Raw genomic sequence first — 25,933 nt, 5'->3', positions numbered from 1 at the left:
GCCGCAAAAAATTGTCGTCTGGCCGGGTAGCGCTAACTCGCCAGCCGCAGCCCCGCGCCAGCAATGTCACCAACCGGCTGGTCCGGCCAGATGCCGCGTGTGTCATAGACCACCTTGCCCGATCGCTCGGCCAGAGGGATCACCTTGAACACATCGTGGTCCACCAGCACGATCAGCACGCCGCATTCTTCAAGCGCGGTGTCGAGGTCGATCTGGACCGCGCCGGTGCCGTCGAATTCGCGCGGCAGTTGGCCCGCGTAAGGTTCCACCACGTTGATCCGGTTGCCGAACTGGCGCGCAAGGCTGGCGGCGACATAGCGCGCCGGACTTTCGCGGAAATCGTCGATATTCGCCTTGAACGCCAGGCCGAGGCAGGCGACCTTCGCGCCCGGATGCGCCTCTATCAGCTCGGCGGCCTTCTTCACCACATGGTGCATCTTGCCGTCGTTGACGTTACGCGCAGTTCGGATCAGCGGCGTCTCTTCGGGCGCGCTGGCCACGATAAACCATGGGTCCACCGCGATGCAGTGCCCGCCCACGCCCGGGCCAGGCTGCAGGATATTCACGCGCGGGTGGCGGTTGGCGAGGCGGATCACCTCCCACACGTCCAACCCCATGCGGTCCGCCACCATCGAAAGCTCGTTGGCAAAGGCGATGTTGACGTCGCGATAAGCGTTCTCGACCAGCTTGGTCATCTCAGCCGAGCGCGCATCGGTGGTCACGCACGTCCCGCGCACGAAGCGCTTGTAGAACGCCAGCGCCTTGCGCGCGCAACGCGGGGTAATTCCGCCGATAGAGCGGTCGTTGTTGGTCAGTTCTTCGAGAATGCGTCCCGGCAACACGCGCTCGGGGCAATAGGCCACCGCAACGTCAGGCGTCTCGCGGGTCTTTCCGGGAAATTTCAGATCGGTCCGCATTCCCGCCATCAGGTCGAGCATCTGCTCGGTCGTGCCCACGGGCGAGGTCGATTCAAGAATCACCGTGTCCCCGGCCTTGAGCACGGCAGCAACTTGCGTCGCGGCGGCCAGCACATAGGAAATGTCAGGAGTGTGGTGCCCGTCCTTGGCGAACGGCGTCGGCACCGCGATCACGAACACGTCCGACGGTTCAATTTGCGTCGACGCGCGCAACAGCCCGCGCTGCACTACGCCGTGCACCAGTCCGTCGAGATCCACTTCCTCGATATGGATTTCGCCGCGATTGATCGTGTCGACAACGTGCTGCGATACGTCGAGCCCCAGCACGCGGCAGCCCGCGCGGGCGATTATGGCAGCAGTAGGAAGTCCGATATAGCCAAGGCCGACAACACAGACGTCCGGCTTCACATCACCCATCATTCGCCAGCAACTCCACGATACGGCGCGCGGTCTGCCCATCCCCGAACGGGTTGTGGGCACGCGCCATGGCTGAATAGGCAGCCTTATCGTCGAGCAGGGTGAAGATTTCGGAAACGATGCGCTCCACATCGGTGCCGACGAGCTTTGCGGTGCCAGCGGTCACGCCTTCGGGCCGCTCGGTCGTTTCGCGCATCACCAGCACCGGCTTGCCCAGCGCGGGCGCCTCTTCCTGCACACCGCCCGAATCGGTCAGCATGATCTCGCAAATGCTGAGAAGCCGCGCAAAATGCGGGTAATCCAGCGGCTCGATCATCGCCACATTGGGCAGGTCCGAAAGCGCCGCGTCCATGACCTTGCGCACGTTGGGATTGGGATGGACCGGGAACACCAGCGCCACATCATCGCGCGCCGCAATCCGCCGGATCGCCTCGGCAATATTTTCCAGTCCGCCGCCGAAATTCTCGCGGCGGTGGCTGGTCACACCGATGATTCGTTTGCCCGCGAATCGTGCCTCGATCTCCGCCAGCCCTTCGGCCAGCTTCGGCTCAGCCGCGATTCGCGCCGCCACCCATTGCAGCGCGTCGATCACGGTATTGCCGGTGACGTGCACGCCCGCCGCGTCCACATTCTCCGCCAGCAGCGCGGCTGCCGAAACGTCGGTCGGCGCGAAGTGTAGCTTCGCAATCGTGCCGATGATCTTGCGGTTCACCTCTTCGGGCCAGGGGTGATAGATGTTGTGGCTGCGCAGCCCCGCCTCGACATGCGCTACCGGCAGCTTGCGGTAATAGGCGGCGAGCGCGCCCGCCATAGCGGTCGCCGTATCCCCCTGCACCACCACCCAATCGGGCTGGACGGCGTCCATCACCTTGCCAAGCCCTGTCAGCAGCGCCGCCGTCAGCCCGTCGAGCGTCTGGTCGGGCCGCATCAGATCAAGGTCGTGATCGGGCACAATTCCCGCAATCTCCAGCACCTGATCCAGAATCCCGCGATGCTGCGCCGAAACGCAGGTCACCACCCTGAACCGCGCATCCGCCTGCAGCGCATGCACCACCGGAAACATCTTTATCGCCTCGGGACGCGTCCCGAACACCACCAGAATCGTCTTTGCCATGTGCGGACCAATAATCCCGGATCGTTAACCGTGAAATAAGAGCCTCGCATTAGACAAGCGGCATGTGGCGCGCACTGGCGCGTCAACCATGAAAGGCCGCCCTTCACGTGACCGTCCAGTTCCCTTCGATTTCTGCCGCGAGCCACACCGGTCTCGATCCGCTGGTATCCTCGACCACGCGCGTCACCGTTCTGGGCCTTGGCTATGTCGGCCTGCCACTGGCCGTGGCGCTGGCAAAGAAGTTCTTCGTCACCGGATTCGATATCGACACGCAGCGCATCGGCGAACTGTCCGAAGGGCATGACCGCACGCGCGAAATCGACCACGACCGCCTCGCCGCGTCCAGCCTCGGCCTGACGTCAAACGCCGCTGTCTGCCCGCCGAGCGATTTTTACATCGTCACCGTGCCCACCCCCATCGACGCCGACAACAACCCCGATTTGCGCCTCGTCGAATCCGCTTCGCGCACGGTCGGCCGGATGCTGCCCGATGCCGTGGCCGAAGGGCGCAAGCCCGTGGTCGTGTTCGAAAGCACGGTCTATCCCGGCGTCACCGAAGACATCTGCGGGCCGATCCTCGAAAAGATCTCGGGCCTCAAGTGCGGCGAGGACTTTTTCCTCGGCTACAGCCCCGAACGCATCAACCCCGGTGACCGCGAACACACCATCGACCGCATCACCAAGGTTGTCTCGGGCCAGACCCCCGAAACGCTCGACCGCGTGGCCGACCTCTATGACGCCATCACAAGTGGCGGCGTATTCCGTGCCGCATCGATCAAGGCCGCCGAAGCCGCCAAGGTCATCGAGAACGCCCAGCGCGACATCAACATCGCCTTCATGAACGAGATCACCCAGATCTTCTCGAAGATGGACCTCTCGGTGTGGGACGTTCTGGCGGCCTCCAATACCAAGTGGAACTTTCTGCCGTTCACCCCTGGCCTTGTCGGCGGGCACTGCATCGGCGTCGATCCCTATTACCTTGCCGCCCGCGCCGAAGCGCTCGGCCACGATCCGCAGGTGATCCTGGCGGGACGGGGCGTGAACGACGGCATGGCGCAATGGGTGGCACAGCAGTTGCACACGCAGCGCAGCGGCAATCCCGGCTCGGTCTTGGTCCTTGGCCTCACCTTCAAGGAAAACGTGCCGGACTTGCGCAATTCCAAGGTCGCCGACGTGATCGCGGAACTGCAGACGCTTGGCCACACGGTTGCCGTCCACGATCCCCACGCCGACACCGCCGAAGCCCTGCTCGAATACGGGCTGGAACTCGCAGGCGACGCGTTCGAGCAGACCTATGACCTCGTGTTCCTCGCCGTGCCGCACCAGTATTATCTCGCCGCCGGAGCTGATCGCATCGCCGCGCTGGTCGCGCCGGGCGGCACTCTCGCCGACCTCAAGGGCGTGCTTGGCGAAAAGGCCGACTGGAAGCTTTGATCCGCGCAGCCTAATCTCGGCCCGCCACTGATACAGGAATACCCATGCGCGTCCTCGTTACCGGAGCCGCCGGCTTCATCGGCTACTCCCTGATCACACGCCTGCTCGCCCGTGGCGACGAAGTGATCGGCGTCGACGTGGTCAACGCCTATTACGATCCTGCGCTCAAGGAAGCGCGCCTCGCTCGCCTGACCGAGCAGGGCAAAGGCAGGTTCACCTTCCTGCGCACCGATTTTGCCGACTATCCCGCGCTCACCGCCGCGCTCGAAGGCAAGCAGTTCGAACGCGTCGTCCACCTCGGCGCACAAGCGGGCGTGCGCTATTCGATCGAAAACCCCCACGCCTACGTCCAGTCGAACCTCGTCGGCCATCTCAACCTGCTCGAAGTCGCCCGCCACCGCGGCGCCGAGCACATGGTCTATGCCTCGTCCTCGTCGGTCTATGGCGGCAACACCAAAATGCCTTTTTCCGTCGATGACCGCGTCGATCACCCGATGTCGTTATATGCCGCCACCAAGAAGGCGGACGAACTGATGAGCGAGACCTACGCGCACCTCTACCGCCTGCCGCTCACGGGCCTGCGCTTCTTCACCGTGTACGGTCCCTGGGGAAGGCCGGACATGATGATGTGGCTGTTCACCAGGGCAATTCTGGCGGGCGAGCCGATCCAGGTGTTCAACCACGGCGATATGTACCGCGATTTCACCTATATCGACGACATTGTCTCGGGCGTCATGGCCTGCCTCGACAATCCGCCGCCAGATGACGGGGCGCCCAAGGCGGGGGGCAGCGAAAAACCCCACCGCCTGTACAACATCGGCAATCACAAATCCGAACACCTGATGAAGGTCATCGGCATTCTCGAAAGTGAACTCGGCCGCAAGGCAGAGATGAACCTCATGCCGATGCAACCCGGCGACGTGAGACAGTCCTTCGCCGATATCGACGCGATCTCGGGCGATCTGGGCTACCGGCCGACCACCAGCATCGACTTGGGCGTGCCGAACTTCGTCCGCTGGTACAAGGATTACCACGGCATTTAGCCCCGCAACGGTCGTCACGGATTGCGCAAATCTCCCGCCTTGGTGCACAAGCGATCAGGGAACACGAGGGGGAAGCCGATTTGACCGAGGCCGCACATCAAGCTGGCGCGATGCACGCGCCACGGCTGTTCCAGCTCGACGCGCTGCGCGGCATCGCCGCAATCGTGGTCATGCTGTTCCACCTCGATCTCGTTTACCGCATCCACGGCGTGTTCGGGCGCGGCTATCTGTTCGTCGACATGTTCTTCCTGCTCAGCGGTTTCGTGCTGGCGGTATCGACCGAGCGCAAGCTGAACGCAGGCATCGGCGCTCTCGCCTTCACGCGCGACAGGTTCATCCGCCTCTGGCCGCTCGTCGCGGTCGGGGCCGGGGTCGCTGTCGCCCGGGGCTTCACGATTGGCATGGACCCGCTGACATTGCTGCTCTGGCTCGCGCTCGATCTGGCGATGATCCCGAGCTTTGCCGGAAGCGGCCCGTTCTACCGCCTCAACGGACCGCAATGGACGCTGTTCTACGAACTGCTCGCCAACTTCCTCCACGCGCTGGTCCTGCGCAAGATACCGACGCGCTGGATGCTGGCGCTTGCCATGGCGCTTGGCGCGGCGCTGATCGTGACGGTGCGCATTCACAGGACCGACACGATGGGCGTGGACGCGCCCACCTGGGACACATGGTGGATGGGTCTGCCCCGCCTCGGCTGGTCCTATATCCTCGGCGTCTGGATGGGGCGCAAGTACAAGGAAGGCCTGCGCGGCCCGGTGCTGCCATGGTGGCTGGTCCTCGCTTTGCCGGTCGCGGGAATCGCCATCGTGCCCAGCCTGCCGCTCAGCGCCGCGACCGGCGATCTGCTATTCGTGATGATCTTCCTGCCGCTGGTCGTCTGGTCCGTGGCTCAGTCCCAACCGCCCAAGGCCCTGCAACCGGCCTGCGAATGGTTCGGCACCTATTCGCTACCGCTCTACTGCGTCCACCTCACCGTTCTCGTCTGGGTGTCGGAACTGCTCGGCCGCGCAGAATGGGTGCGCATCGTTGCAGTCGGCACTGCGATGCTGCTCGCCCTGATCTTTGCGAAGCTGATTTCGTTCAAGGGCAAGCCAACCATGGTCAAGTGAAAGACGCGGCAAGCCTAAGTTAATGCCGCACCACCCCCCCCTTCCGCTCATCCTGAGCTAGCCGAAGGGGGGAGGGGCGGGGGGATGGCCCCATTACCCCGCCACTACGTCCGCGAATGACGCCATAAACCCCGCCCCAGCAGCCACCAGCCGCACCGGGCAATCCAGATCAGTCAGCATCGCCCGCGTCGTCTCGCGATTCGTCACAATCGACCAATCCTGCGAACCATCTCCCAGGCCCGCTTCTGCCGCCTCGAGCGCCTCAATCAAGGCCCCCGGCGCCATCTCGCACACGGCAAGGCCCTCGCCCGCCATCGCCACATCGAAAAAGCCCAGCACGCTGGGCAATCGCGCCTTCACCGCAACATCGGCCACCATCGCCGCACGGTGCGCCTCCAAAACTGCTGCGGTGTCCTCATTGGCGGCCAAGCCATCACGCTCCAGCACCGGCAGGCCATCGCCCCAAGCCTCAGGCGGGCACAACCGACGCTCGGGCACCATCGCCTCGAAAGGGCGGCTCTCCAGCGGATAGATCCGGCATATCCGTGGCCGCGCGGCATAATTCCCGCAGCGCATGTCCGGCAGCAAATGCGGGCAGGCCCCTTCATGCCGTGCTACCAGCCGCAGATTGATCCGGAACGGAACGTCCCCAACCCGCGCATCGAAACTGGTCACCCGGCGCCACTGCATCACCGGATCATCCGGATCACCATTATCAGGCCACGGCCACCCCTCGGTCAGCACATCAACCCGGTGCCCCCGCGACGCCCAGACCCGCGCCTCCGCCACCGACAGCGTCAGCCGCAAATCATGGCAACACCGCCCGCACTGGGTGCAATCAAATGCAATTTTCATGGGGGCAGTCTATGTCGAGCAACGTCTCTTCAGACAGCGCAACCCCATCGGCTTCGGTTCTATCGCTTTGGCATCTGCTGGCTAGCGCAGTGAAACCCACCGCCCCCTGCAAGCACCGCATCACCCATCACGCCCACCGTCGCGCGCTCCGGGAACAGTTCCGCAATCGCCGCCACGCCATCGGCGTCGTGCGGTGATCCGAACACCGGAACGACCACCAGATTGCTGGTGATCACGAAGTTCATGTAGCTGGCGGGCTGGACCACATCGCCCCACTCGATCCGTCCCGGCGAGGGCACTTCGGCCACCTCAACGCCCGCCGCCAGCGCGCGCGCCTTGGCATCGGCATAGATCGCGGCGTTCGGATCGTCCGGCCCGGTCGCGCGCGGCAAGGCCAGCCGGTTCGGGCCGACGAAGCGCGCCAGATTGTCGACATGCCCATCGGTGTGGTCGTTGATCAGTCCGTCGCCAAGCCACAACACGCGGTCATAACCCAGATCGCGCAGCAACCGCGCCTCGAGATCGGCGCGCGCCAGATGCGGATTGCGATTGGGATTGAGCAGGCACTGCTCGGTCGTCGCCACCAGCCCGGTGCCATCGCCATCCAGCGCCCCACCTTCCAGAATCCAGTCGGCCTTGGCTGGTGCGCCAAGCCCAGCTGACGCCGCCAGATCCGCCCCGATCTCCTGATCTCCCGGCATCAGGTACTTCCCGCCCCAGCCGTTGAACCCGAACAATCGCGCCTCACTGTTCCCCGCCTCGTCCAGCACCACCAGCGGCCCGGTATCGCGCAACCACACGTCGCCATAGGTGCGCCGCTCCAGCGTCACCGCCGCAGATACCAGCGTTTTGGCGCGCATCTCGTTGGCGGCATCGCGCACAACCAGCCGCACCTGCTGACCGCTGTCGGCCACCGCATTGGCAAAGGCGGCGATCTGCTCCTGAGCGCGGTCGATCACGCCCGACCATTCGTCGGCCAGATGCGGAAAGCCGATCCAAAGCCAGTCCTGCGGGTGCCATTCGGGCGGCGTGCGGAAGTGTGAAGTCATGGGTCGGTATCCGGTTTTGGGGGTGTGAGCGCCTTAGCGCGAGATGCAGCAAGGTGAAACCACCATCCCCCATCGGTTCGTGCCTACCCCTCCCGTTCGTGTCGAGCGAAGTCGAGACACCGCGTGCAGTGTCTCGACTTCGCTCGACACGAACGGGGTTTGGTTGAGTCGGTGGAAGCCTTGCGTCCATCGCGCTTGATCGCCCCGCTCAACCGGTTCATTCCCACACGCAATGACCGACCTGCCAAACGCCATTTCCCGCGCCCGCGCCTATGCGCCGTTCCTGTCGATGGCATTGGACCGGCTGCCCGACCTTGAGGCGATGCTGGCGGGCGGCGACGTCGAGCAGGCCCTTACCCACGCCAAAGTCGCCGGAAACGGCATCGAAGACAAAGCCGTCGCCTTGCGCCGCGAGCGTCTGGCTCTCGCGCTGGTGCTCGCCATCGGCGATCTGGCGGGCGTGTTCCCACTCGCCCGCGTCATTACCGAACTGTCCGACTTTGCCGACCGGTCACTCGACAGCGCGATCATCGCCGCCATCCGCCGCCGGACGCCGGACGCCGAACCAGCGGGCTTTTCGGCCATCGCGCTGGGCAAGCACGGCGCGCAGGAGCTCAACTACTCGTCCGACATCGACCCGATTCTGCTCTACGACCCCGAAACCCTGCCCCGGCGCGAGCGTGACGATCCCGCCGAAGCCGCGCAGCGCATTGCCCGCGCGCTGATGGAGATCATGTCCAACGTCACGTCCGAAGGCTACGTCTTCCGCGTCGATCTGCGCCTGCGTCCCGCGTCCGAAGTCAGCCCGCTCGCCCTGCCATTCGAAGCCGCAATCACCCATTACGAATCGAGCGCCTTGGCATGGGAGCGCGCTGCCTATATTCGCGCCCGCGCTGCCTCGGGCGATATCGCAGCGGGCCAGGCCTTTCTCGACACGATCCGCCCGTTCGTCTGGCGCCGCAGCCTCGATTTCGGCGCCATTGCCGAGATCGGCCGGCTAACCACCCGCATCCGCGATCACTATTCCGCAGGTCAGGCCATCGGCCCCGGCTATGATCTCAAGCGCGGGCGCGGCGGCATCCGCGAGGTCGAATTCTTCGCCCAGACCCACCAGCTCATCCATGGCGGCCGCAACCCCGCACTGCGCTTGCGCGGCACCCGCGCCAGCCTGGATGCTCTTGCCCAAGCGGGCATCATCTCCGCCGAAGACGCGCAGGTCATGGGGGCCAGCTATGACCGGCTGCGCACGCTCGAACACCGCCTGCAGATGGTTGCGGACCAGCAAACCCATTCACTGCCGAATGACCCGGCGGCACTGGAAAATGTCGCGCGGCTCGAAGGATTTACCGGTGGCGCTGCGCTCGTCGCAGAACTCACCGAAATCTCGGACGTCGTCGGCCGCCGCTTCGACGCCTTGATCAAGACTTACGCCCCGACCGGCGCGGTCGCTGTGGTAACCATGCCCGAGGCTGACGCATTCGGCGAACGCATTGCCGCATGGGAAGGCGGCCAGTACCGCTGCCTGCGCACCGCCGAAGCGCGCGAGGCCTTCGCCCGCATTCGCCCGCAACTGCAGCGCGCGCTTGCCGAGGCACCCGATCCAGACCGCGCGCTGCTCCGCTGGGAGCAGTTACTCGCCGGACTTCCCAGCGCGATCAACGTCTTCCGCCTTTTGGAAGCCCGCCCCGGCTTGCTTGCCGTGGTCATGCGCATCCTCGCCCACGCCCCCACGCTGGCCGATGAACTCGCGCGCCGTTCCGACCTGCTCGACACCCTGATCGACCGCTCCGCCTTCGATCTTCCCGGCAGCGTGGAGGAGATTGCCGCCGAACTCGCACGCGGCGAAGCGGGCGACGATTACCAGCGCCTGCTCGATACCGTCCGCGTTCGCGTCGGCGAAATGCGGTTCGCACTTGGCGTGCAATTGATCGAGGGCCAGCGCGATCCGCTGGGGGTCGCCGCCGCCCTCTCGCGCGTCGCCGAAGCCGCCATAGCCGTGCTGGGCCGCGCCGCCATCGAGGAATTCCGCCAGAACCACGGCGACGTCCCCGGCAGTGACCTCGCCATTCTCGGCCTCGGCCGATTGGGCGGCGCGGCGCTGACCCACGCGTCGGACCTTGATCTGATCTTCCTGTTCAGCGGCGACCATGCGGCAGAGTCCGATGGCCGCCGCCCGCTTGGTGCCACTCTCTACTACAACCGCCTCGCGCAACGCGTGATCGCCGCGCTCTCGGTGCCGACCGCAGCGGGCGCTTTATACGAAGTCGATACCCGCCTGCGCCCCTCCGGCGCGCAGGGGCCGATATCGGTCAGCTTCGACAGCTTCGAGCGCTACCAGCGCGAAGAGGCGTGGACGTGGGAGCACATGGCGCTTTGTCGCGCGCGGCCGCTGTTCGGCACCCCGGACGATCGGGCCAAACTGTGCGACGCGATCCAGCAAGTGCTTGACCGCACACGCGATCCTGCAAAACTTCGCAACGACGTTCTCGAAATGCGTGAGACAATGGCCGGGCACAAGCCACCCAAGGGACCGCTCGATGTCAAGCTGGCGCGCGGCGGACTGGTGGATATCGAATTCATGGTCCACTTCCTGCAGCTCCGCGATCACATCGCCCGCACACCGGACCTTGGCGAAGCGGTGGAAATGCTGGAGCGGCAGGGGCTCTTCCCGCCCGGCATCCGCGCCGCCCACGATCTGATGGCGCGGCTACTGGTCGTCGTCCGGCTGGTTGCCCCCGATGGCATGTTCCCGCCCGAGGCGAGCCGGGCTATCGTGGCGCGGTCCTGCGGGCTGGACAGCTGGGAGGTGCTGCTCGGCGCCGTGCTGGAAGCGCGCGCGCAGGTGGCTGCCGCCTGGACACAAGTATTTGAGATTCCACTGGAGATTGAGGCATGAGCGAACGACTTGGGGTGGGCGATGCGTTCCCGGACATCGCGATGACGGCGCCTGATGGCAGCACGACAAAAGCATCCGATTTCACAGGCAAAAAGCTGGTCGTGTTCTTCTATCCCAAGGACGACACACCCGGCTGCACTACCGAAAACAAGGACTTTTCGGCCCTTTACGCTGACTTCGAGGCCGCTGGCATCGCGGTACTCGGCGTCAGCAAGGACCCGCCGAAAAAGCACCAGAAATTCGCCGAAAAGCACGCGCTGACAGCGCCCCTGGCAAGCGATGCCGAGACCGGCGGGCTCTCCGATGCGCTCGGCATCTGGACCGAGAAGTCGATGTACGGTCGCACCTACATGGGTATGGAGCGCACCACTTATCTTGTTGGCCCGGACAGCAAGATTGTTCGCGTCTGGAACAAGGTGAAGGTCAAGGGTCACGCCGATGAGGTGCTGGCGGCGGCAAAGGCGCTGTGAATCCAGATACCGTCCGGAAACTCACAAAATGAGCGATTTCGTGCGCGAAACTGCACCGGAGACTGCAAGAAAATGCGCAAATGACATGTCTTTGTCGCTTGCGATCCGCACGGCGATGTTGACCCCCGACCCGACTGCGAAAGTCATGGCCACGCGCGAGGTTGTCCGCCGCTGGCGTAGTGGCGAACTGACGTTCACGTTCGCCCATTCCATGCCGGACGTGCCCGCCCGCCCCGACAAGCCGGAACTGCTCGCACCAGGTGCCATGCCGCGCCGCAGGGGCGGGGCCGAGCGGGCGCGCATCGCGCTTCTCCACGCGCTGGCCCACATCGAGTTTGTTGCGATCGACCTCGCTCTCGATGCTGCCGGACGGTTCGGCGCTGAAATGGGGCGCAAATTCGTGGACGACTGGCTGTCGGTCGCGGCGGATGAGGCGATGCATTTCGCGCTGCTCGCCCGCCGACTGCGGACACTCGGCAGCTTCTACGGCGCGCTTCCGGCGCATGATGGATTGTGGGACGCCGCGCGCGAGACGGCGCATGACGTGGCGGCGCGGCTTGCCATCGTGCCGATGGTGCTTGAGGCGCGCGCACTCGACGTTTCGCCGCAAACCATCGCGCGGTTCGCCTCAGCGGGCGACGAACGGTCTGCGCGTGTGCTGCAACGAATCCTTGACGACGAAATCAGGCATGTGCGCTTCGGCACAACACATTTCGTCGCGCTGTGCGAGAAGCGCCAAGAATCACCGCCAGCGGCTTGGAAAAGGCTGGTTGCGCAGCACTTTCACGGCGCCGTTAAGCCGCCGTTCAACGACTCGGCGCGTCATCGGGCCGGTCTGTCGCGCGAATTCATGGCAGGGGTTGCCAGTTAGCAACACCGTCCTCTACCCCAAATCACGAGATGGCGGGGGGTTCCGACCATACTTGAAAATTCCCAAGGCGGCGGGTTTCAACCGGCCCACCGCCAATAAACGGGTTCGCACTGGGGGTTCAGCGCGCACCGGTCAAAATGTCGCAAACGGCATGGACCGGAACGCAGATAAAAGGTCGTACGGGTCGTAATGTTGTTCAACAGCAAAACCTTCAAGACTGCTCTCGGTGCCTTCGCTGCCGTTGCCTTCTTCTCTTCTGCCGCTCCGGCGCTGGCCAACAGTGCTGCTTCTGCCGACATCGCCGCCCCGCTTCGCGCTGCCGAAGCTGCCAAGGCAGGCGTCTCGGCTGACCGTGGTGACGAAGAATTTCGCCGTCTCTTCGCCAGCTGGCAGCAGCTCGACAACGGCATCCTTCCCTCGGCCGCCAAGCCCACGACGATCCGCCGCGCTGGCGTCTCGATCCCGTCGCTGGCACCCGTCTTCGTTTCGCACTTGACCAGCGGTTATGGCATGCGCGTCCACCCCGTTCTCGGCGGACGCCGCGCGCACAAGGGCATCGACCTTGCTGCCGCCACCGGCACCCCGATCCGCGCCAGCGCTGATGGCGTCGTTGAAAAGGCTGACTGGTTCGGCGGCTACGGCCTGTTCGTTTCGCTCGACCACGGCGGCGCGATGGAAACCCGTTACGGCCACATGTCGCGCGTCGCCGTTGCCGAAGGGCAGCAGGTCCGCAAGGGCGACATCATCGGCTACGTCGGCTCGACCGGCCGGTCGACCGGCCCGCACCTGCATTACGAAGTCCGCGTTGCCGGTGAAGCCGTCAACCCGGTGCCCTACATGCAGGGCAACAGCGACAAGGTCTATGCCAGCAACAACCCGTCCGAAGGACGTGGTGGCCCCGAATAACATTGGGCAAGGGTCCAGATAAGGGCCCGGTCTACACCAAGCATCTTGGAGAGGATGCGGAAAAGGGCGCCGGTGACGGCGCCCTTTTCTTTTGCCCGACGTGCAACCCCATACCGTTGGGCCTCGCCGTGATCCGGTGCCGGATTATACTGCCTGCCATTTCACGGGGATGCGCAAATACGTCACGCCGTTCGCTTCAGCCTCGGCAAATTTGCCGGCCTTGATGTTGACCTGGATGGAGGGAAGCAGAAGCTTCGGCACGGAAAGGCCAGCATCGCGGCTCTCACGCATCGCCACGAATTCATCCTCGGAAACGCTCTCGCTGACATGAACGCTGTGCTTGCGTTGCTCGCCCACGGTCGTTTCCCAGCAATAGTCGTCACGCCCCGGCGCCTTGTAGTCGTGACACATGAACAGCCGCGTTTCGTCCGGCAGGGATAGCAACCGGCGGATCGAACGGTAAAGCGTCCGTGCGTCGCCGCCGGGGAAATCAGCCCGCGCGGTGCCATAGTCGGGCATGAACAAGGTGTCCCCGACGAAGGCCGCATCGCCGATCCGGTAGGCCACATCCGCAGGCGTATGACCCGGAACATGCAGAACCTCGACCTCCATTTCACCAATCAAGAAGCGGTCACCATCGCCGAACAGGCGGTCGAAGTCCGAACCGTCGGTCTTCAGATCGGTCATTGCGAAAACGGGCCGGAAAATGCGCTGAACGTCACGGATATGCACGCCGATGCCGATCCACGCCCCAGTGTGGGCCTTGATGAACGGCGCCGCCGACAGGTGATCGGCGTGGGCATGCGTTTCCAGCACCATGGCGATGCGACAGTCTTGCTCTCGGGCAAAAGCAAGAATGCTCTGGGCTGAATGCGTGTCGGCCACGCCGCTCGCAAGGTCGAAATCCAGCACCGGGTCCAGCACCGCCGCCACGCGGGTGACTGGATCAGCTACCAGGTAGCTGATCGTGTTGGTTGGCTCGTCGAAGAACGCTTTGATGAAAGGCTGACTCATATCTCTGCTCCAATGCGCCTTGACTATATATTAGTCATTGCTACATTAGCAAGACGTAATGGAGAAGCCGTGATGTTGAAGCCACCGATGGACCTCGCAACCTTCCAGACCAAGGCTGGGGAAGTCGCGGATACGTTGAAGGCCATTGGCAATACCCGCCGTCTGATGCTGTTGTGCAAGCTGGTCGAGCATGGCGAGGTGACCGTCAGTGACCTCGCGAAGGACGCCGGCCTGTCGCAATCGGCGTGCTCGCAGCACCTCGCCCGGATGCGCGACGAAGGCCTCGTCACCTTCCGCCGTGACAGCCAGACGCTCTGGTACCGGATCGCCGATCCCCGCGTCGAAACACTGCTTGGCACGCTTTACCAACTCTATTGCAAGGATTGATGCGATGACGATCAAGACCCTTTCGCCCACCGATGCCCGCGCTGCGATTGCCGCAGGCGCCCGCCTCGTCGATATTCGTGATGCCGATGAACATGCTCGCGAGCGTATTCCCGGCGCGATGAACCTTCCCCTCGCCAAGATCACCGAGTTGCCGAGCGACGAGCGGCCTGTGGTCTTCCATTGCCGGTCAGGCATGCGCACCGCAGCCAATGCACCTCTGCTTACCAGTGCTGCAGGCAAGGCAACCGCCTATCTCCTCGAAGGCGGCATCGATGCCTGGCGCAAAGCTGGCCATGCTGTCGCCGCCGATCGCTCGCAGCCGCTCGAGATCATGCGCCAAGTCCAGATTACGGCAGGCGCACTGGTGCTGGTCGGCGCGGCACTGTCCCTTTTCGTCGATACCAGCTTTGTCGCGCTGTCAGCCTTCGTCGGCGCGGGCCTGATGTTTGCCGGTGTCACAGGCTGGTGCGGCATGGCCAATCTACTGCGCGTGATGCCATGGAACCGGCGCGAGGCCGCCTGACGTGGACATGGGTATCGCCACGATCGCTGCCGCACTCCTATCCGGCGGGCTAATCGGACTGGTCCTCGGACTGGTTGGCGGTGGCGGATCGATACTGGCGGTGCCGCTGCTGGTCTATGTCGTGCAGGTGGGCTCGCCGCATGCCGCAATTGGTACTGCGGCGGTGGCGGTGACAGCAAACGCGCTCGCCAGCCTTGTCGCCCACGCGCGCGGCGGCAGGGTCAAATGGCGATGTGCCAGCGTATTCGCGATTTCCGGCATGATCGGCGCAGCCCTTGGTGCAGAGCTTGGCAAGGCCGTGGATGGCAAACGGCTGCTGCTGTTGTTCGGGCTGCTGATGATGGGCGTCGGCCTGTCGATGTTGCGCAAGCGGACCAAGGCCGATGCGCCCGACGTTCGTTTGACCCGCGACAGCGCCTCGGTTTTGTTGCCCCGGCTGATCCCAATTGGCCTTGGCGTAGGCCTTGCCGCCGGTTTCTTCGGTATTGGCGGCGGCTTCCTGATCGTCCCCGGACTGATCCTTGCCACAGCCATGCCCCTCTCGCTGGCAGTGGGCACCTCGCTGGTCGTGGTCAGCGCGCTGGGCCTCACCACTGCAACGTCCTATGCCGTATCGGGGCTGGTGAACTGGCCCATCACGGCGCTGCTGGTCACCGGAGGCATCGGCGGAACACTGCTTGGCACTGGGCTGGGACGCCACCTCGGCGCGAAAAAGGGCCTGCTTGAGCGGGGCTTCGCCAGCATCGTCATCGCCGTCGGCGGATACGTCATCGCATCCTCCCTGCTCTGACGACCGCCGGACGTGACTACCGCGCGAACCAGATGACGTGCTTCGCGCCCTTGCCGTTGCTTCTTGCCCGCACCTCGATTTCCTCGACGTCGAACCCGACGTGCTTCAGGCGGAAGGTGAAGTTGGGATCTTTGGCCGCCGACCAGATCGCCAGCACGCCGCCGGGGCGCAGGGCGGATTGGGCAGCGCGCAGGCCGCGCGTTGAATAGAGCTGATTGTTGGCCGCGCGGACGAGGCCGTCGGGGCCGTTGTCGACATCGAGCAGGATCGCGTCATAGCCGGTGCCGCCGACGTTGAGCCCGTTGGCGCGGATGACATCGGCAACATCGGTCATCACCAGACGGACACGGGGATCGTCGAGGCATCCGGCCTCGAGGTCCTTCATCGGCCCGCGTGCCCATTCGACGATCTCGGGCACCAGTTCTGCGACGGTGACGTGTGCATCCTTTGGCAGCTTGGCCAGTGCCGCACGCAAGGTGAATCCCATGCCGTATCCGCCGATCAGCATCGCCGGGCGGCTGACGCCTGAAATACGCGCGCAGCTCTGTTCGGCGAGTGCGATTTCCGAGCCACTAAGCCTGCTGCTCATCAGTTCGTTGCGGTCGAGCACGATCATGAAATCGCGGTCGTGGCGGTAGAGCCGCAATTCTTCGCCTCCGGGCACCTGGGCCGTGCCCAGCAATTCGCGCGCGATCAAGTGACTTGGCTCCTTCAGGCTGAACGTCCACCTAAGCGCCTTGGCCGTGAACGCCAAGCCTTTGGCCGCAGAAACGCTGTTGCGTCTCTTAACTGATCGGTTAAGCTGCATTGCTAGCGCAGCCATGACGAGCTGCGCGCGACCAGAGGATGCTGCCGGTGCAACTCCATCCCAAGTACCATGCCGCCCGCAATCCGGGCCGCCCCGCGATTATCATGGGCGGTTCGGGCCGGACGGTGAGTTATGGCGACCTCGACGCGGCATCGAACCGCTTTGCCCAGGCGATGCGCGCGCGCGACCTGCAGATTGGCGACACGATTGCACTATGCCTCGAAAATACGGCGGACCTTTTTACGGTGGCTTGGGGGGCACAGCGGGCCGGACTGATCTACGTGGCGGTATCAAACCGCCTGACCGCGCCGGAAGTGGCCTATATCGCTGCGGATAGCGGCAGCCGGTTGATCATCGGCTCTGCCGGAACAGCGCAACTGCTGGACGAAGTTTCAGCGCTTGCTCCGGATTTTCAGCAGTTGCGCTTCGGCGGCAGCGGCGCGCAATCGCTGGATGATGTGCTGGCCGCCATGCCCGAAACGCCGATTGCCGACGAGCGCGCGGGCTGCGACATGCTCTATTCCTCGGGCACCACCGGCAAGCCCAAGGGCGTGCGCATTCCGCTGCCCGAGGACCCCGCCATCGGCGCGCCCAATTCGCTGGTCGGGCTTGCGTCCCAAGCCTTCGGGATTGGCGGTGACGCGATCTACCTCTCGCCCGCGCCGCTCTATCATGCCGCACCCTTGCGCTGGTCGATGACCGTGCACCGGCTGGGCGGGACGGTGGTGGTGATGGAGAAGTTCGATCCCGAACAGGCGCTGGAATTGATCGAGCGCTACAAGGTCACCGACAGCCAATGGGTGCCGACCCATTTCATCCGCATGCTCAAGCTGCCCGCGGATGTGCGAACGCGTTACGACACATCGAGCCTGAAATGCGCGATCCACGCCGCCGCGCCCTGTCCGGTGCCGGTAAAGCAGGCGATGATCGACTGGTGGGGGCCGGTGGTGCGCGAATACTACGCCGGCACAGAGGGCAACGGCTTCACTTACATTGCGAGCGAGGAATGGCTGCAGCGGCCCGGATCGGTCGGGCGCGCGCTGCTCGGCACGATCCGCATCTGCGACGATGACGGCAACGAAGTGTCTGCCCGGACCGAGGGACAGGTGTTCTTCGAGGGCGGCAGTCCGTTCAGCTATCACAACGATGCCGCAAAGACCCGCGATGCCACCAACCGGCACGGCTGGACCAGTCTGGGCGATGTCGGCTGGGTGGACGAGGACGGGTTCCTGTTCCTGACCGACCGCAAAAGCTTCATGATCATTTCGGGCGGCGTGAACATCTACCCGCAAGAGATCGAGAACCTGCTGGTGACCCACCCCAAAGTGGCCGACGTCGCGGTGATCGGCGCGCCCGATCCAGATATGGGCGAGCGCGTGGTGGCGGTCGTCCAGCCGCGCGCCATGGCCGAGGCGGGCCCGGACCTTGCGGCGGAGCTCACCGCCTGGCTCGCGCCGCAACTGTCGCGCACCAAGATGCCCCGGCAGATCGATTTTCGCGCAGAATTGCCGCGCGAGCCGACCGGCAAGCTGTTCAAACGGCTGCTGCGCGATGAATATGCGGCAGCAGCCGTTGCTCCTGCCTAGCCCTCCATCGCTTCGAGTTCCTTGCCCTTGGTTTCCTTGATCCAGGTGGCCACGAACACCAGCGATATGGCGGCGAACAACGTATAGGCGGCGTAGGTCACCGGCAGACCGATGTTGCGTGCGGCCCACGGGAAGCTGGAACTGACCGCGAAATTGGCCAGCCATTGCGCCGCGCCTGCCACCGCCAGCGCCGATCCGCGCATCTGGTTGGGGAACATCTCGCCCAGCATGACCCACATCACCGGGCCCCAGCTCATATTGAAGAACACTACGTAAATGTTGGCGGCATAGAGCGCGATGGTGCCGACGCCTTCGGGCAGGACCAGCGCACCATCGGAACCGGTCGTAGCCTGCGAGAAGCACCACGCCAGCGTGCCGAGCGTGACGGTCATGCCCGCCGAACCGATCAGCAGCAGCGGCTTGCGCCCGATCTTGTCGACAAGGGCAATGGAAACAAGGCAGGCAGCGATAGAAACGACACCCGAAAGAATGTTGATCTTGAGCGCGTCGGCCTCAGAAAAACCGACCGCCTGCCACAGCACCGCGCCGTAATAGAACACGACATTGATGCCGACCAGTTGCTGGAACACGGCAAGGCCGATGCCGACCCAGACGATAGGCCGCCAGCCGCCGCCGGGCTTGCGGATATCGGCAAGGCTGGGCTGGTGATCGGTGGTGAGCGATGCCCGGATTTCTGCCAGCGTCGTGTCAGCGTTCTGGGCACCGAAAAGCTTGGCGAGGACCGCGTGGGCCTCTTCGGTGCGGCCCTTGGCCACAAGAAAGCGCGGGCTTTCTGGGATCAGCAGGAGCGTGACGAGGAACAGCAGTGCAGGGACAGCCTGCACCCAGAACATCCAGCGCCAGGCCGGGTATCCGCCCCAGAACGCGCCAAGCGATGAACCCGCCGCGCCCGCCAGCCAGTAATTGGCAAGGAACGCGCCAGTCAGGCCGGAAATGATCATCACTTGCTGCGCGCTCGACAGCCTCCCGCGAATGTTGGCCGGCGTAACTTCGGAGATGTACGCGGGCGACAGCACGCTGGCCGCGCCCACGGCAGCGCCGGCAAGGAAACGCGCAATAGCGAGGATCAGCGCGGAGGGTGCCGCGCCCGAGGCAAGCGCAGAGACGAGGAACAAGCCTGCAGCCATCATCATCACCGCGCGGCGGCCCCAGATGTCGGCAAAGCGGCCCGCGAGAAACGCGCCAAGCGCACAGCCGGGCAGAAGCGCGCTGACGGTCAGGCCCAGCTCTGCATCGCCCAGTCCGAAAGCGTGCTTGAGGCCATCCTGCGTGCCGTTGATCGCGCCCGAATCATAGCCGAACATGAAGCCGCCAATCGTGGCGACTGCAACGATCAGGCCAATGAAGCGTAAGTTTCCGCTGGTTTGCGCGGGTTGTGTCATGCCTTCTCCCCTTCCCTTTGCGGGTTATCGTAATTGCGGTGCGGGGCCATCCGACCCTCGGGTGATGAGTTCGAAATCGAGCCGCTCGTGGCGGAAGGTCGGCGTGTCGCCCCGGCGCACCGCTTCGATCAGCAGGCGGACGGCAGCTTGCGACATGGCGGCAATGGGCTGGCGGATCGTGGTCAGCTCCGGCCATGTCGCGGTGGCCATCGCGGTATCGTCGAAACCGGTGACCGAAAGATCGCGCGGCACATCAAACCCGAGACGGTGGGCAGCGGCAACAGTGGCGGCGGCCATGTCGTCGTTGCTGGCAAAGATCGCTGTCGGGCGGTCCGGCAGGGCCAGCAAACGCTCTGCGCCAAGCAGGCCCGAACGATAGGTGAAGTCGCCTTCAGCTATCAGATCCGGGTCCGCTGCGATACCTGCCTTGGCCAGCGCATCCCGGTATCCTGCAAGGCGCAAGGCGCTAGCGGTCTGGTTCGGATTGCCCGCAATGAATCCCAAGCGCACGTGCCCAAGCGCAAGGAGATGCGCGGTCATCGCATGGGCGGCGGCGCGGTCGTCGATGGTCACCGCTTGCCCTGCCAAGTCTGGCGCGCCGGTAGCAATCCGGGCGATGGCAAGCCCTTCGCGCTCGAGTGCCGCAATCACCGCAGCATCATCGCACAATGGCGGCGGTAGCAGAACCGCATCGATCCGATGCTTGCGCAAGCGGTCCATCAAGGCTTGCGCCGTTTCGGGTGGGTCATGCTGCTCGACCACGACCATCGCGTCGCCGAGCGTGGCCTGCGCAAGACACCCCATGAGGAATTCGCTGAGATAGGCCGCACTGGGGTTGGCGTGCAGCAGCGCAATGCGGGTCTGGCGGGCACCGGCTAGACTGCGTGCGGCGGCGTTCGGAACATAGCCAAGCGCAGCGATGGCGGCATCCACCTTTTCGCGGGTGGCCTGGGCAACGCCGGGATCGCCGTTGGTGACGCGGCTGACGGTCATTGCCGAAACGCCCGCGTGGCGGGCAACGTCGGCAACGGTCGCGCCACCGCTGACGCGGCGCCTTGGCTGCTTGGGCCTGCCTTTTGTGAGAACGTTAACAGTCGTCATCGCCCACCCTTGCTAACCAGTTCGGCGCAGAGGTCAAACAGGCACTTGCCATCTTATCTATGTTAGCGCTAACTTCAAGGTCGGAGACGGAAGCGGAAAGATTCAAATCATGTATCTGGGGATCGACATCGGCACGTCCGGGGTGAAAGCCGTGCTTCTGGAAGAAGGCGGCGCGATTGCTGCGCAAGCAACAGCACCGCTCGAGGTGAGCCGCCCGCACCCGATGTGGTCTGAACAGAACCCCGAGGCATGGTTGCGCGCTACGGATGCCGCAGTGCTTGGCATTCCTTCAGTCTTGCGCGCAGCCGTCAAAGGCGTGGGCCTCGCCGGGCAAATGCACGGCGCAACACTGTTGGGCGCTGACGACAAACCGCTGCGCCCCGCGATCCTGTGGAACGACGGGCGCAGTTTCGCCCAATGCGCGGAAATCGAAACAGCCGAGCGGCGCACCCGCGCGATCACCGGCAATATCGCGATGCCCGGTTTCACGGCGCCGAAACTGGCATGGGTCCGCAACGAAGAACCAGACGTGTTTGCGAAAGTCCGCACCGTGCTGCTGCCCAAGGACTACGTCCGGCTCTGCCTGACCGGGGACAAAGCCTCGGACATGGCCGACAGCGCGGGCACGCTGTGGCTGGACGTGGCCGCGCGCGACTGGTCGGACGCGATGCTTGATGCCACGGGTCTTTCGCGTGCCCACATGCCGCGCCTGTTCGAAGGTAGCGAAGCGACGGGCGTTCTTTCGGCTGAGGTTGCCGCGCGCTGGGGCATGGGGCGCGTGCCCGTTGCGGCAGGAGGCGGCGATAATGCGGCAGGGGCTGCGGGCGTTGGCGTGGTGAACGACGGCGATGCCTTTCTCTCGCTCGGCACATCGGGCGTGATCTTCGTGGCGACCAGGGACTTCCGGCCCAATCCGGCGCGCGCGGTCCACGCCTTCTGCCACTGCCTGCCCGGACTCTGGCACCAGATGAGCGTGCATCTTTCGGCGGCAAGCTGCCTCGATTGGGCCGCGCGGCTGACCGGCGTCGACGTGCCGGGGCTACTGACGCTCGCCGAACGGGCTGGTCCCGCGAGCGGCCCGGAACTGTACCTACCCTACCTCTCGGGCGAACGCACTCCGCACAACGATCCATCGGTGCGCGGGGCCTTTCTGCGGCTGGGCAACGAGACCGGGCCTGAGCACATGGCTGCAGCCGTGCTTGAAGGGGTCGCCTTTGCCCATGCCGATGGCATCGATGCGCTGCGCGAAGCCGGAACGCAGTTGTCCGCGCTGTCGGTCATCGGCGGCGGCGCGCGATCAGCCCATTGGGGGCGCATTCTTGCCTCGGTGCTGAACGTGCGGCTCGATTATCTTGAGGGCGGTGAAGTTGGCCCTGCGCTCGGCGCGGCCAAGCTGGCGCAGATCGCGGTGACCGGGGCAGACCCGGCAGAGGTCTGCACACGCCCGCCGCTATCCCATTCGATCGAGCCTGACCCGGCGCTGGCCGAAAGGCTGGCCCCCAAACTTGCCGCATTCCGCGCCGCCTATGGCGCTGTCCGCCACCTCTGAAAGGAAGCATGATGTCCGCCGACTATTTCGCCGAATTCGCCACAGTCCGCTATGAAGGGCCGGACAGCGACAATGATCTTGCTTATCGCTGGTACGACAAGGACCGCGTGATCCTGGGCAAGCGCATGGAAGACCACCTGCGCTTTGCAGTGTGCATGTGGCACACCTTCTGCTGGCCAGGCAGCGACGTGTTCGGCGCTGGAACTTTCACCCGCCCCTGGTTGCAAGGTCCGATGGACGGGAGGAACGCCAAGGCAAAGCGCGAGGCCGCACTGGCCTTCGTCGAAAAGCTCGATCTGCCTTTCTACTGTTTCCACGACGTTGACGTTATGGCCGACGCCGAGGGCATCGGCGCATTCCGCAAGAGCTTTGCCGAGGCGGTAGATCACCTTGAGGAACTGCAGGGCCAGCACGGACGGAAGCTGCTGTGGGGCACCGCCAACCTGTTCGGCCATCCGCGCTACATGGCGGGCGCGGCGACAAATCCCGACCCCGAAGTCTTCGCCTGGGGCGCTTCGCAGGTGCGCGATGCCTTGGAAGCCACGCACAGGCTGGGCGGCGCAAACTATGTGTTGTGGGGCGGCCGCGAAGGCTACGACACCATCCTCAATACCGAGATCGGCATCGAGCAGGAAAACTTCGGACGCTTCCTCAGCCTCGTGGTCGATCACAAGCATCGCATCGGGTTCAAAGGCACAATCCTGATCGAACCCAAGCCGCACGAACCGACCAAACACCAGTACGACTTCGACACCCAGACCGTTTACGGCTTCCTCAAGCGCTTCGGGCTGGAGAACGAGGTGCGGGTCAACATCGAGGCGAACCACGCCACGCTGTCGGGCCACACTTTCGAGCACGAACTGGCGATGGCCCGCGCGCTCGGCATCTTTGGCTCGATCGACGCCAATCGCGGCGATCACCAGAACGGCTGGGACACCGACCAATTCCCCAACTCGGTCGAAGAACTGACGCTTGCTGTGCTCGAACTGGTCCGTGCGGGCGGTTTCACTGACGGCGGCTTCAACTTCGACGCCAAGGTCCGCCGACAGTCGATCGACGCGGTAGACCTGTTCCACGGCCACATCGGCGGGGTCGACACCATCGCCCACGCACTGGTCAAGGCAGCCGCACTGATCGAGGACGGGAAGCTCGACGCCTTCCGCAGCGAGCGCTACGCCGGATGGCAGGGCGAGCTTGGCCGCGCGGTCCATGCCGATGGCGCGACGCTTGCCGGGATTGCCGACATCGCGGTTGAGCGCGACCTTGCTCCGGTGCGCAAGTCGGGCCGTCAGGAATGGTGCGAGAACCTGATCAACCGGGTGTGATCCACGAATGATACGAAAAGGGCCGGGAAAGCACCACGCTTCCCCGGCCCTTTTTCATGCGGCTCAGCCGCAGCCTCAGATCGTTCCCGCCTTGAGGAACTCGGTCGCATGGTGCGCCGCGCGGGCCGCCAGCGCCATGTAGGTCAGCGACGGGTTCTGGCAGCCGCCCGAAGCCATGGCCGCGCCATCGGTGATGAACAGGTTCGGCACGTCGTGCGCCTGGTTGAACTTGTTCAGCACCGAAGTCTTCGGGTCCTTGCCCATCGTGGCAGTGCCCATTTCGTGGATGCCCAGCCCCGGCGGTACCAGTTCGGTGCGCGCCTGAACGATCTGGCCCCCAGCAGCTTCGATCATCGCCTTGCCGTCCGCCAGGATGGCCTTGGCCATCTTCTTGTCGTTCTCGCCATGCGCGCAATCGATGTGGACCAGCGGGATGCCCCATTGATCGACCTTGCTGGCGTGCAGCGTGACGCGGTTGTTCGGATCGGGCAGCATTTCGCCAAAGCCGGAAAAGAAGGTCACCCATTCACCGGGCTGGCGGATGCGGTCCTTGAGTTCGGCACCGACGCCCGGAGCAGAAGACGCAACATTGCGCCAGGGCGTACGCTGCACGGCACCCTGGAACCCGTAGCCACGCAGGAAGTCCGCCTCATCCGCCATGCCCGGCAGGTTGCGGTAGCGCGGAATATAGAGGCCATTGGGCCGGCGACCCTTGTAGATCGTTTCAGGCCCCGGCATCCGCGCGGCATAGCCCAGACCATAGAGGTGGTCGGTAATACCCCGGCCAACCATGTCCGACGAATTGGCCAGCCCACGCGGATGAGCCTCGCTCTTCGAATTGAGCAGGATCTGCGCGGTCGGGATGGTCGATGCATTGAGGAAGATCACCTTGGCCTCGTAAACGCGGCCTTCCTTGGTGTTCTGGTCGATCACGCGCACGCCGGTCGCCTTCCCGGTCTTGGGATCGGTGATGATCGAATGGGCGATGGCGTCGGTAACGATCGTCAGGTTGCCGGTCGCCTCAGCCGCCGGAAGCGACGATGACAGGCTCGAGTGATACGCTCCCAGCGAGCAGCCACGCTCGCACAGCGAACGGTTCATGCACTGGTTGCGGCCAAGTGCAGTATGGTGGTCCTTGGCCTCCGTCAGGTGGGCGCAGCGCCCGATGATCACCTTGCGGTTGTCGAACTTGGCCTCGACAGCTGCCTTGAACGCCTTTTCCCCATCGTTCATCGGCATGGCGGGCAGAAACTCGCCGTCAGGAAGCTGGGCCAGGCCTTCCTTCGATCCGGAAACGCCGATGAACTTCTCGACATGGTCGTACCACGGCGCGAGATCGGCATAGCGGATCGGCCAGTCTGCCCCATGCCCGTCGAGCGCGTTCGACTGGAAATCCATCTCGGACATCCGGTAGGTCTGGCGTCCCCACATGATCGAGCGACCACCAAGGTGATAGCCTCTGATCCACCAGAACGGCTTGTCCTCTGGCGTGGAATAGGGATGTTCGCTGTCTTTCACCCAATACTGCTTGGTCGCGGTCGAAACCGCATAGCAATGGCGCTGCACTTCATAGTCGCGGGCCAGTTCCTCTTCGGGAATTGCGCCGGCATTGGGGACATCCCATGGCTGCATCCAATCCGAATAGGACGCGCCGTGCTCCAGCTTGCGACCGCGCTCGATCACGAGCGTCTTGAGTCCGCGCTCGCACAGTTCCTTTGCGGCAATGCCGCCGCTCATGCCTGAGCCGATGACGATTACGTCAAACATTGTTTTCTCTCCCCAACGGGCGTTTTATCAGAAGAACGACATGCCGGCCCACGCGCGCGTCTGGGCCGTCATGGGGATCGATGGCACGAAGGCACCGGGGGCGTGTTCATAGCGAAGCTCGACCGTCGCGCCGGGTTCCGAATTGTAATAGAGGATCAGGATGAGGTCTCGCAGGCGCTTGTAGTCCGGCTCTGCGAAGTGGGCTGTGTCATAGTCCTTGAGCACGGCCAGCCGGTCCTTCGCCGAAAGCTTGGCAAATGGCTTGCCCTTGCCGCCGCGAGCAGCGGCATCGATGGCGTCGAGACGTGCGAGCATCGAAGTGCGCGTGGCTGGCGCCGCCCAGTTTGCCAGCATCGCAGCAAATTGCGCAGGCACACCTGCATCAGCAGCTCCCGGCGTATCCGTGCGCGGGATGAAGGTATCGGCCACGGCCGTCACCAGATCCAACTGCGGCTTCGGCAAAACCGCGGCAGGATTCGCGGCAAGGGCCGCTGCGGGGAGCGCCGAAACCCCCAAAAGCCCCGCCAAGGCGCCAAGAAAATCACGCCTTTCCAAGTGCATGGCCTGCATTTCAAGCTCTCCTGCCCAATTCGCTGT

Annotated in this window: 23 protein-coding genes; 13 read left to right on the top strand and 10 right to left on the bottom strand. The window is 64.3% G+C overall.

Annotated elements, in window-relative coordinates; genetic code table 11:
• Window positions 1-32 precede the first annotated feature (32 nt).
• Together wecC and wecB are read right to left on the bottom strand one after the other, a co-directional pair.
• Complete coding sequence (wecC, locus tag RM192_RS02055) at window positions 33-1,337, bottom strand: UDP-N-acetyl-D-mannosamine dehydrogenase (protein WP_311508550.1); 1,305 nt, start codon at window positions 1,335-1,337, stop codon at window positions 33-35.
• Window positions 1,327-2,448, bottom strand: coding sequence for a non-hydrolyzing UDP-N-acetylglucosamine 2-epimerase (gene wecB, locus RM192_RS02050; RefSeq protein ID WP_311505894.1), 1,122 nt, complete (start codon window positions 2,446-2,448; stop codon window positions 1,327-1,329). The genes wecC and wecB overlap by 11 nt, the downstream gene beginning before the upstream one ends.
• Window positions 2,449-2,555: 107 nt before the next feature.
• Between wecB and RM192_RS02045 the strand changes: the two genes are divergently transcribed.
• The 3 genes from RM192_RS02045 (at window position 2,556) to RM192_RS02035 (ending at window position 6,036) form a co-directional block, all read left to right on the top strand.
• Window positions 2,556-3,881 carry a nucleotide sugar dehydrogenase gene (locus RM192_RS02045; RefSeq protein ID WP_311505893.1) on the top strand — a complete coding sequence of 442 codons (1,326 nt, stop codon included), beginning with the start codon at window positions 2,556-2,558 and terminating at the stop codon, window positions 3,879-3,881.
• A gap of 44 nt (window positions 3,882-3,925) precedes the next feature.
• Window positions 3,926-4,924, top strand: a complete 999-nt coding sequence (locus RM192_RS02040; RefSeq protein WP_311505892.1) for an NAD-dependent epimerase/dehydratase family protein — start codon at window positions 3,926-3,928, stop codon at window positions 4,922-4,924.
• Between the two features lie 80 nt (window positions 4,925-5,004).
• A complete protein-coding gene (locus RM192_RS02035; protein WP_311505891.1) occupies window positions 5,005-6,036 on the top strand; it encodes an acyltransferase in 1,032 nt (343 codons plus the stop codon).
• A 93-nt stretch (window positions 6,037-6,129) separates the two neighbouring features.
• Here RM192_RS02035 and RM192_RS02030 read toward each other — a convergent pair whose 3' ends face one another.
• Both RM192_RS02030 and RM192_RS02025 read right to left on the bottom strand, forming a co-directional pair.
• The gene (locus RM192_RS02030; RefSeq protein ID WP_311505890.1) at window positions 6,130-6,891 is read right to left on the bottom strand and encodes a YkgJ family cysteine cluster protein; all 762 of its coding nucleotides are present in this window, start codon (window positions 6,889-6,891) and stop codon (window positions 6,130-6,132) included.
• A gap of 59 nt (window positions 6,892-6,950) precedes the next feature.
• Entirely contained in the window at window positions 6,951-7,940 is a 990-nt protein-coding gene (locus RM192_RS02025) for an agmatine deiminase family protein (protein ID WP_311505889.1), read from the bottom strand.
• Window positions 7,941-8,172: 232 nt separating this feature from the next.
• Between RM192_RS02025 and RM192_RS02020 the strand changes: the two genes are divergently transcribed.
• From RM192_RS02020 to RM192_RS02005, 4 genes are all read left to right on the top strand, one after another.
• Window positions 8,173-10,836, top strand: coding sequence for a bifunctional [glutamine synthetase] adenylyltransferase/[glutamine synthetase]-adenylyl-L-tyrosine phosphorylase (locus RM192_RS02020; protein WP_311505888.1), 2,664 nt, complete (start codon window positions 8,173-8,175; stop codon window positions 10,834-10,836).
• Entirely contained in the window at window positions 10,833-11,306 is a 474-nt protein-coding gene (locus RM192_RS02015) for a peroxiredoxin (protein WP_311505887.1), read from the top strand. Before RM192_RS02020 ends, RM192_RS02015 begins: the two co-directional genes overlap by 4 nt.
• A gap of 85 nt (window positions 11,307-11,391) precedes the next feature.
• On the top strand, window positions 11,392-12,177 hold the full coding sequence (locus tag RM192_RS02010) for a ferritin-like domain-containing protein (protein WP_311505886.1): 786 nt from the start codon (window positions 11,392-11,394) through the stop codon (window positions 12,175-12,177).
• A gap of 189 nt (window positions 12,178-12,366) precedes the next feature.
• Window positions 12,367-13,083: a M23 family metallopeptidase gene (locus RM192_RS02005; protein ID WP_311505885.1), complete on the top strand. Its 717-nt coding sequence runs from the start codon at window positions 12,367-12,369 to the stop codon at window positions 13,081-13,083.
• A gap of 144 nt (window positions 13,084-13,227) precedes the next feature.
• On the opposite strand, the gene RM192_RS02000 is transcribed toward RM192_RS02005, so the two are convergent.
• The gene (locus RM192_RS02000; protein WP_311505884.1) at window positions 13,228-14,097 is read right to left on the bottom strand and encodes an MBL fold metallo-hydrolase; all 870 of its coding nucleotides are present in this window, start codon (window positions 14,095-14,097) and stop codon (window positions 13,228-13,230) included.
• Between the two features lie 72 nt (window positions 14,098-14,169).
• Between RM192_RS02000 and RM192_RS01995 the strand changes: the two genes are divergently transcribed.
• From RM192_RS01995 to RM192_RS01985, 3 genes are read left to right on the top strand one after another with little or no spacing between them, the layout of a single operon-like run.
• On the top strand, window positions 14,170-14,484 hold the full coding sequence (locus RM192_RS01995) for a metalloregulator ArsR/SmtB family transcription factor (RefSeq protein WP_311505882.1): 315 nt from the start codon (window positions 14,170-14,172) through the stop codon (window positions 14,482-14,484).
• 4 nt (window positions 14,485-14,488) lie between these two features.
• Window positions 14,489-15,007: a rhodanese family protein gene (locus RM192_RS01990; RefSeq protein WP_311505880.1), complete on the top strand. Its 519-nt coding sequence runs from the start codon at window positions 14,489-14,491 to the stop codon at window positions 15,005-15,007.
• 7 nt (window positions 15,008-15,014) lie between these two features.
• The gene (locus RM192_RS01985; protein ID WP_311505877.1) at window positions 15,015-15,797 is read left to right on the top strand and encodes a sulfite exporter TauE/SafE family protein; all 783 of its coding nucleotides are present in this window, start codon (window positions 15,015-15,017) and stop codon (window positions 15,795-15,797) included.
• 16 nt (window positions 15,798-15,813) lie between these two features.
• On the opposite strand, the gene RM192_RS01980 is transcribed toward RM192_RS01985, so the two are convergent.
• Window positions 15,814-16,494, bottom strand: a complete 681-nt coding sequence (locus RM192_RS01980) for a spermidine synthase (RefSeq protein WP_311505875.1) — start codon at window positions 16,492-16,494, stop codon at window positions 15,814-15,816.
• Between the two features lie 158 nt (window positions 16,495-16,652).
• Here RM192_RS01980 and RM192_RS01975 point away from each other — a divergent pair, with 158 nt between their 5' ends.
• The gene (locus RM192_RS01975) at window positions 16,653-18,191 is read left to right on the top strand and encodes an acyl-CoA synthetase (RefSeq protein WP_311505873.1); all 1,539 of its coding nucleotides are present in this window, start codon (window positions 16,653-16,655) and stop codon (window positions 18,189-18,191) included.
• Here the strand turns inward: RM192_RS01975 and RM192_RS01970 are convergent.
• Together RM192_RS01970 and RM192_RS01965 are read right to left on the bottom strand one after the other, a co-directional pair.
• A complete protein-coding gene (locus tag RM192_RS01970) occupies window positions 18,188-19,594 on the bottom strand; it encodes a sugar porter family MFS transporter (protein ID WP_311505871.1) in 1,407 nt (468 codons plus the stop codon). The genes RM192_RS01975 and RM192_RS01970 overlap by 4 nt on opposite strands.
• A gap of 24 nt (window positions 19,595-19,618) precedes the next feature.
• Window positions 19,619-20,695, bottom strand: coding sequence for a LacI family DNA-binding transcriptional regulator (locus RM192_RS01965; RefSeq protein ID WP_311505869.1), 1,077 nt, complete (start codon window positions 20,693-20,695; stop codon window positions 19,619-19,621).
• 109 nt (window positions 20,696-20,804) lie between these two features.
• Between RM192_RS01965 and xylB the strand changes: the two genes are divergently transcribed.
• On the top strand, window positions 20,805-22,244 hold the full coding sequence (xylB, locus tag RM192_RS01960) for a xylulokinase (protein WP_311505866.1): 1,440 nt from the start codon (window positions 20,805-20,807) through the stop codon (window positions 22,242-22,244).
• Window positions 22,245-22,255: 11 nt separating this feature from the next.
• Window positions 22,256-23,569, top strand: coding sequence for a xylose isomerase (gene xylA, locus RM192_RS01955; protein WP_311505865.1), 1,314 nt, complete (start codon window positions 22,256-22,258; stop codon window positions 23,567-23,569).
• Window positions 23,570-23,644: 75 nt separating this feature from the next.
• Here the strand turns inward: xylA and RM192_RS01950 are convergent, their stop codons facing one another.
• Together RM192_RS01950 and RM192_RS01945 are read right to left on the bottom strand one after the other, a co-directional pair.
• Window positions 23,645-25,336, bottom strand: coding sequence for a GMC family oxidoreductase (locus RM192_RS01950; RefSeq protein ID WP_311505862.1), 1,692 nt, complete (start codon window positions 25,334-25,336; stop codon window positions 23,645-23,647).
• A 27-nt stretch (window positions 25,337-25,363) separates the two neighbouring features.
• Window positions 25,364-25,774: a gluconate 2-dehydrogenase subunit 3 family protein gene (locus RM192_RS01945; RefSeq protein ID WP_311508549.1), complete on the bottom strand. Its 411-nt coding sequence runs from the start codon at window positions 25,772-25,774 to the stop codon at window positions 25,364-25,366.
• Between the last annotated feature and the right edge of the window lie 159 nt (window positions 25,775-25,933).

The organism is Novosphingobium sp. MMS21-SN21R (assembly GCF_031846015.1).
Taxonomy (GTDB): Bacteria; Pseudomonadota; Alphaproteobacteria; order Sphingomonadales; family Sphingomonadaceae; genus Novosphingobium.
This window is presented reverse-complemented; position numbering and strand designations above follow the sequence as displayed.

Bases quoted from the DNA above. Each gene is read 5' to 3' on its own strand.
- RM192_RS01985 (WP_311505877.1), top strand. From the start codon at position 15,015: ATGGGTATCGCCACGATCGCTGCCGCACTCCTATCCGGCGGGCTAATC.
- wecC (WP_311508550.1), bottom strand. From the start codon at position 1,337: ATGATGGGTGATGTGAAGCCGGACGTCTGTGTTGTCGGCCTTGGCTAT.
- RM192_RS02030 (WP_311505890.1), bottom strand. From the start codon at position 6,891: ATGAAAATTGCATTTGATTGCACCCAGTGCGGGCGGTGTTGCCATGAT.
- RM192_RS02040 (WP_311505892.1), top strand. From the start codon at position 3,926: ATGCGCGTCCTCGTTACCGGAGCCGCCGGCTTCATCGGCTACTCCCTG.
- RM192_RS02005 (WP_311505885.1), top strand. From the start codon at position 12,367: ATGTTGTTCAACAGCAAAACCTTCAAGACTGCTCTCGGTGCCTTCGCT.
- RM192_RS01970 (WP_311505871.1), bottom strand. From the start codon at position 19,594: ATGACACAACCCGCGCAAACCAGCGGAAACTTACGCTTCATTGGCCTG.
- RM192_RS02025 (WP_311505889.1), bottom strand. From the start codon at position 7,940: ATGACTTCACACTTCCGCACGCCGCCCGAATGGCACCCGCAGGACTGG.
- xylB (WP_311505866.1), top strand. From the start codon at position 20,805: ATGTATCTGGGGATCGACATCGGCACGTCCGGGGTGAAAGCCGTGCTT.
- RM192_RS02000 (WP_311505884.1), bottom strand. From the start codon at position 14,097: ATGAGTCAGCCTTTCATCAAAGCGTTCTTCGACGAGCCAACCAACACG.
- RM192_RS01950 (WP_311505862.1), bottom strand. From the start codon at position 25,336: ATGTTTGACGTAATCGTCATCGGCTCAGGCATGAGCGGCGGCATTGCC.
- xylA (WP_311505865.1), top strand. From the start codon at position 22,256: ATGTCCGCCGACTATTTCGCCGAATTCGCCACAGTCCGCTATGAAGGG.
- RM192_RS01990 (WP_311505880.1), top strand. From the start codon at position 14,489: ATGACGATCAAGACCCTTTCGCCCACCGATGCCCGCGCTGCGATTGCC.
- RM192_RS01965 (WP_311505869.1), bottom strand. From the start codon at position 20,695: ATGACGACTGTTAACGTTCTCACAAAAGGCAGGCCCAAGCAGCCAAGG.
- RM192_RS02015 (WP_311505887.1), top strand. From the start codon at position 10,833: ATGAGCGAACGACTTGGGGTGGGCGATGCGTTCCCGGACATCGCGATG.
- RM192_RS01995 (WP_311505882.1), top strand. From the start codon at position 14,170: ATGTTGAAGCCACCGATGGACCTCGCAACCTTCCAGACCAAGGCTGGG.
- RM192_RS02020 (WP_311505888.1), top strand. From the start codon at position 8,173: ATGACCGACCTGCCAAACGCCATTTCCCGCGCCCGCGCCTATGCGCCG.
- RM192_RS02010 (WP_311505886.1), top strand. From the start codon at position 11,392: ATGTCTTTGTCGCTTGCGATCCGCACGGCGATGTTGACCCCCGACCCG.
- wecB (WP_311505894.1), bottom strand. From the start codon at position 2,448: ATGGCAAAGACGATTCTGGTGGTGTTCGGGACGCGTCCCGAGGCGATA.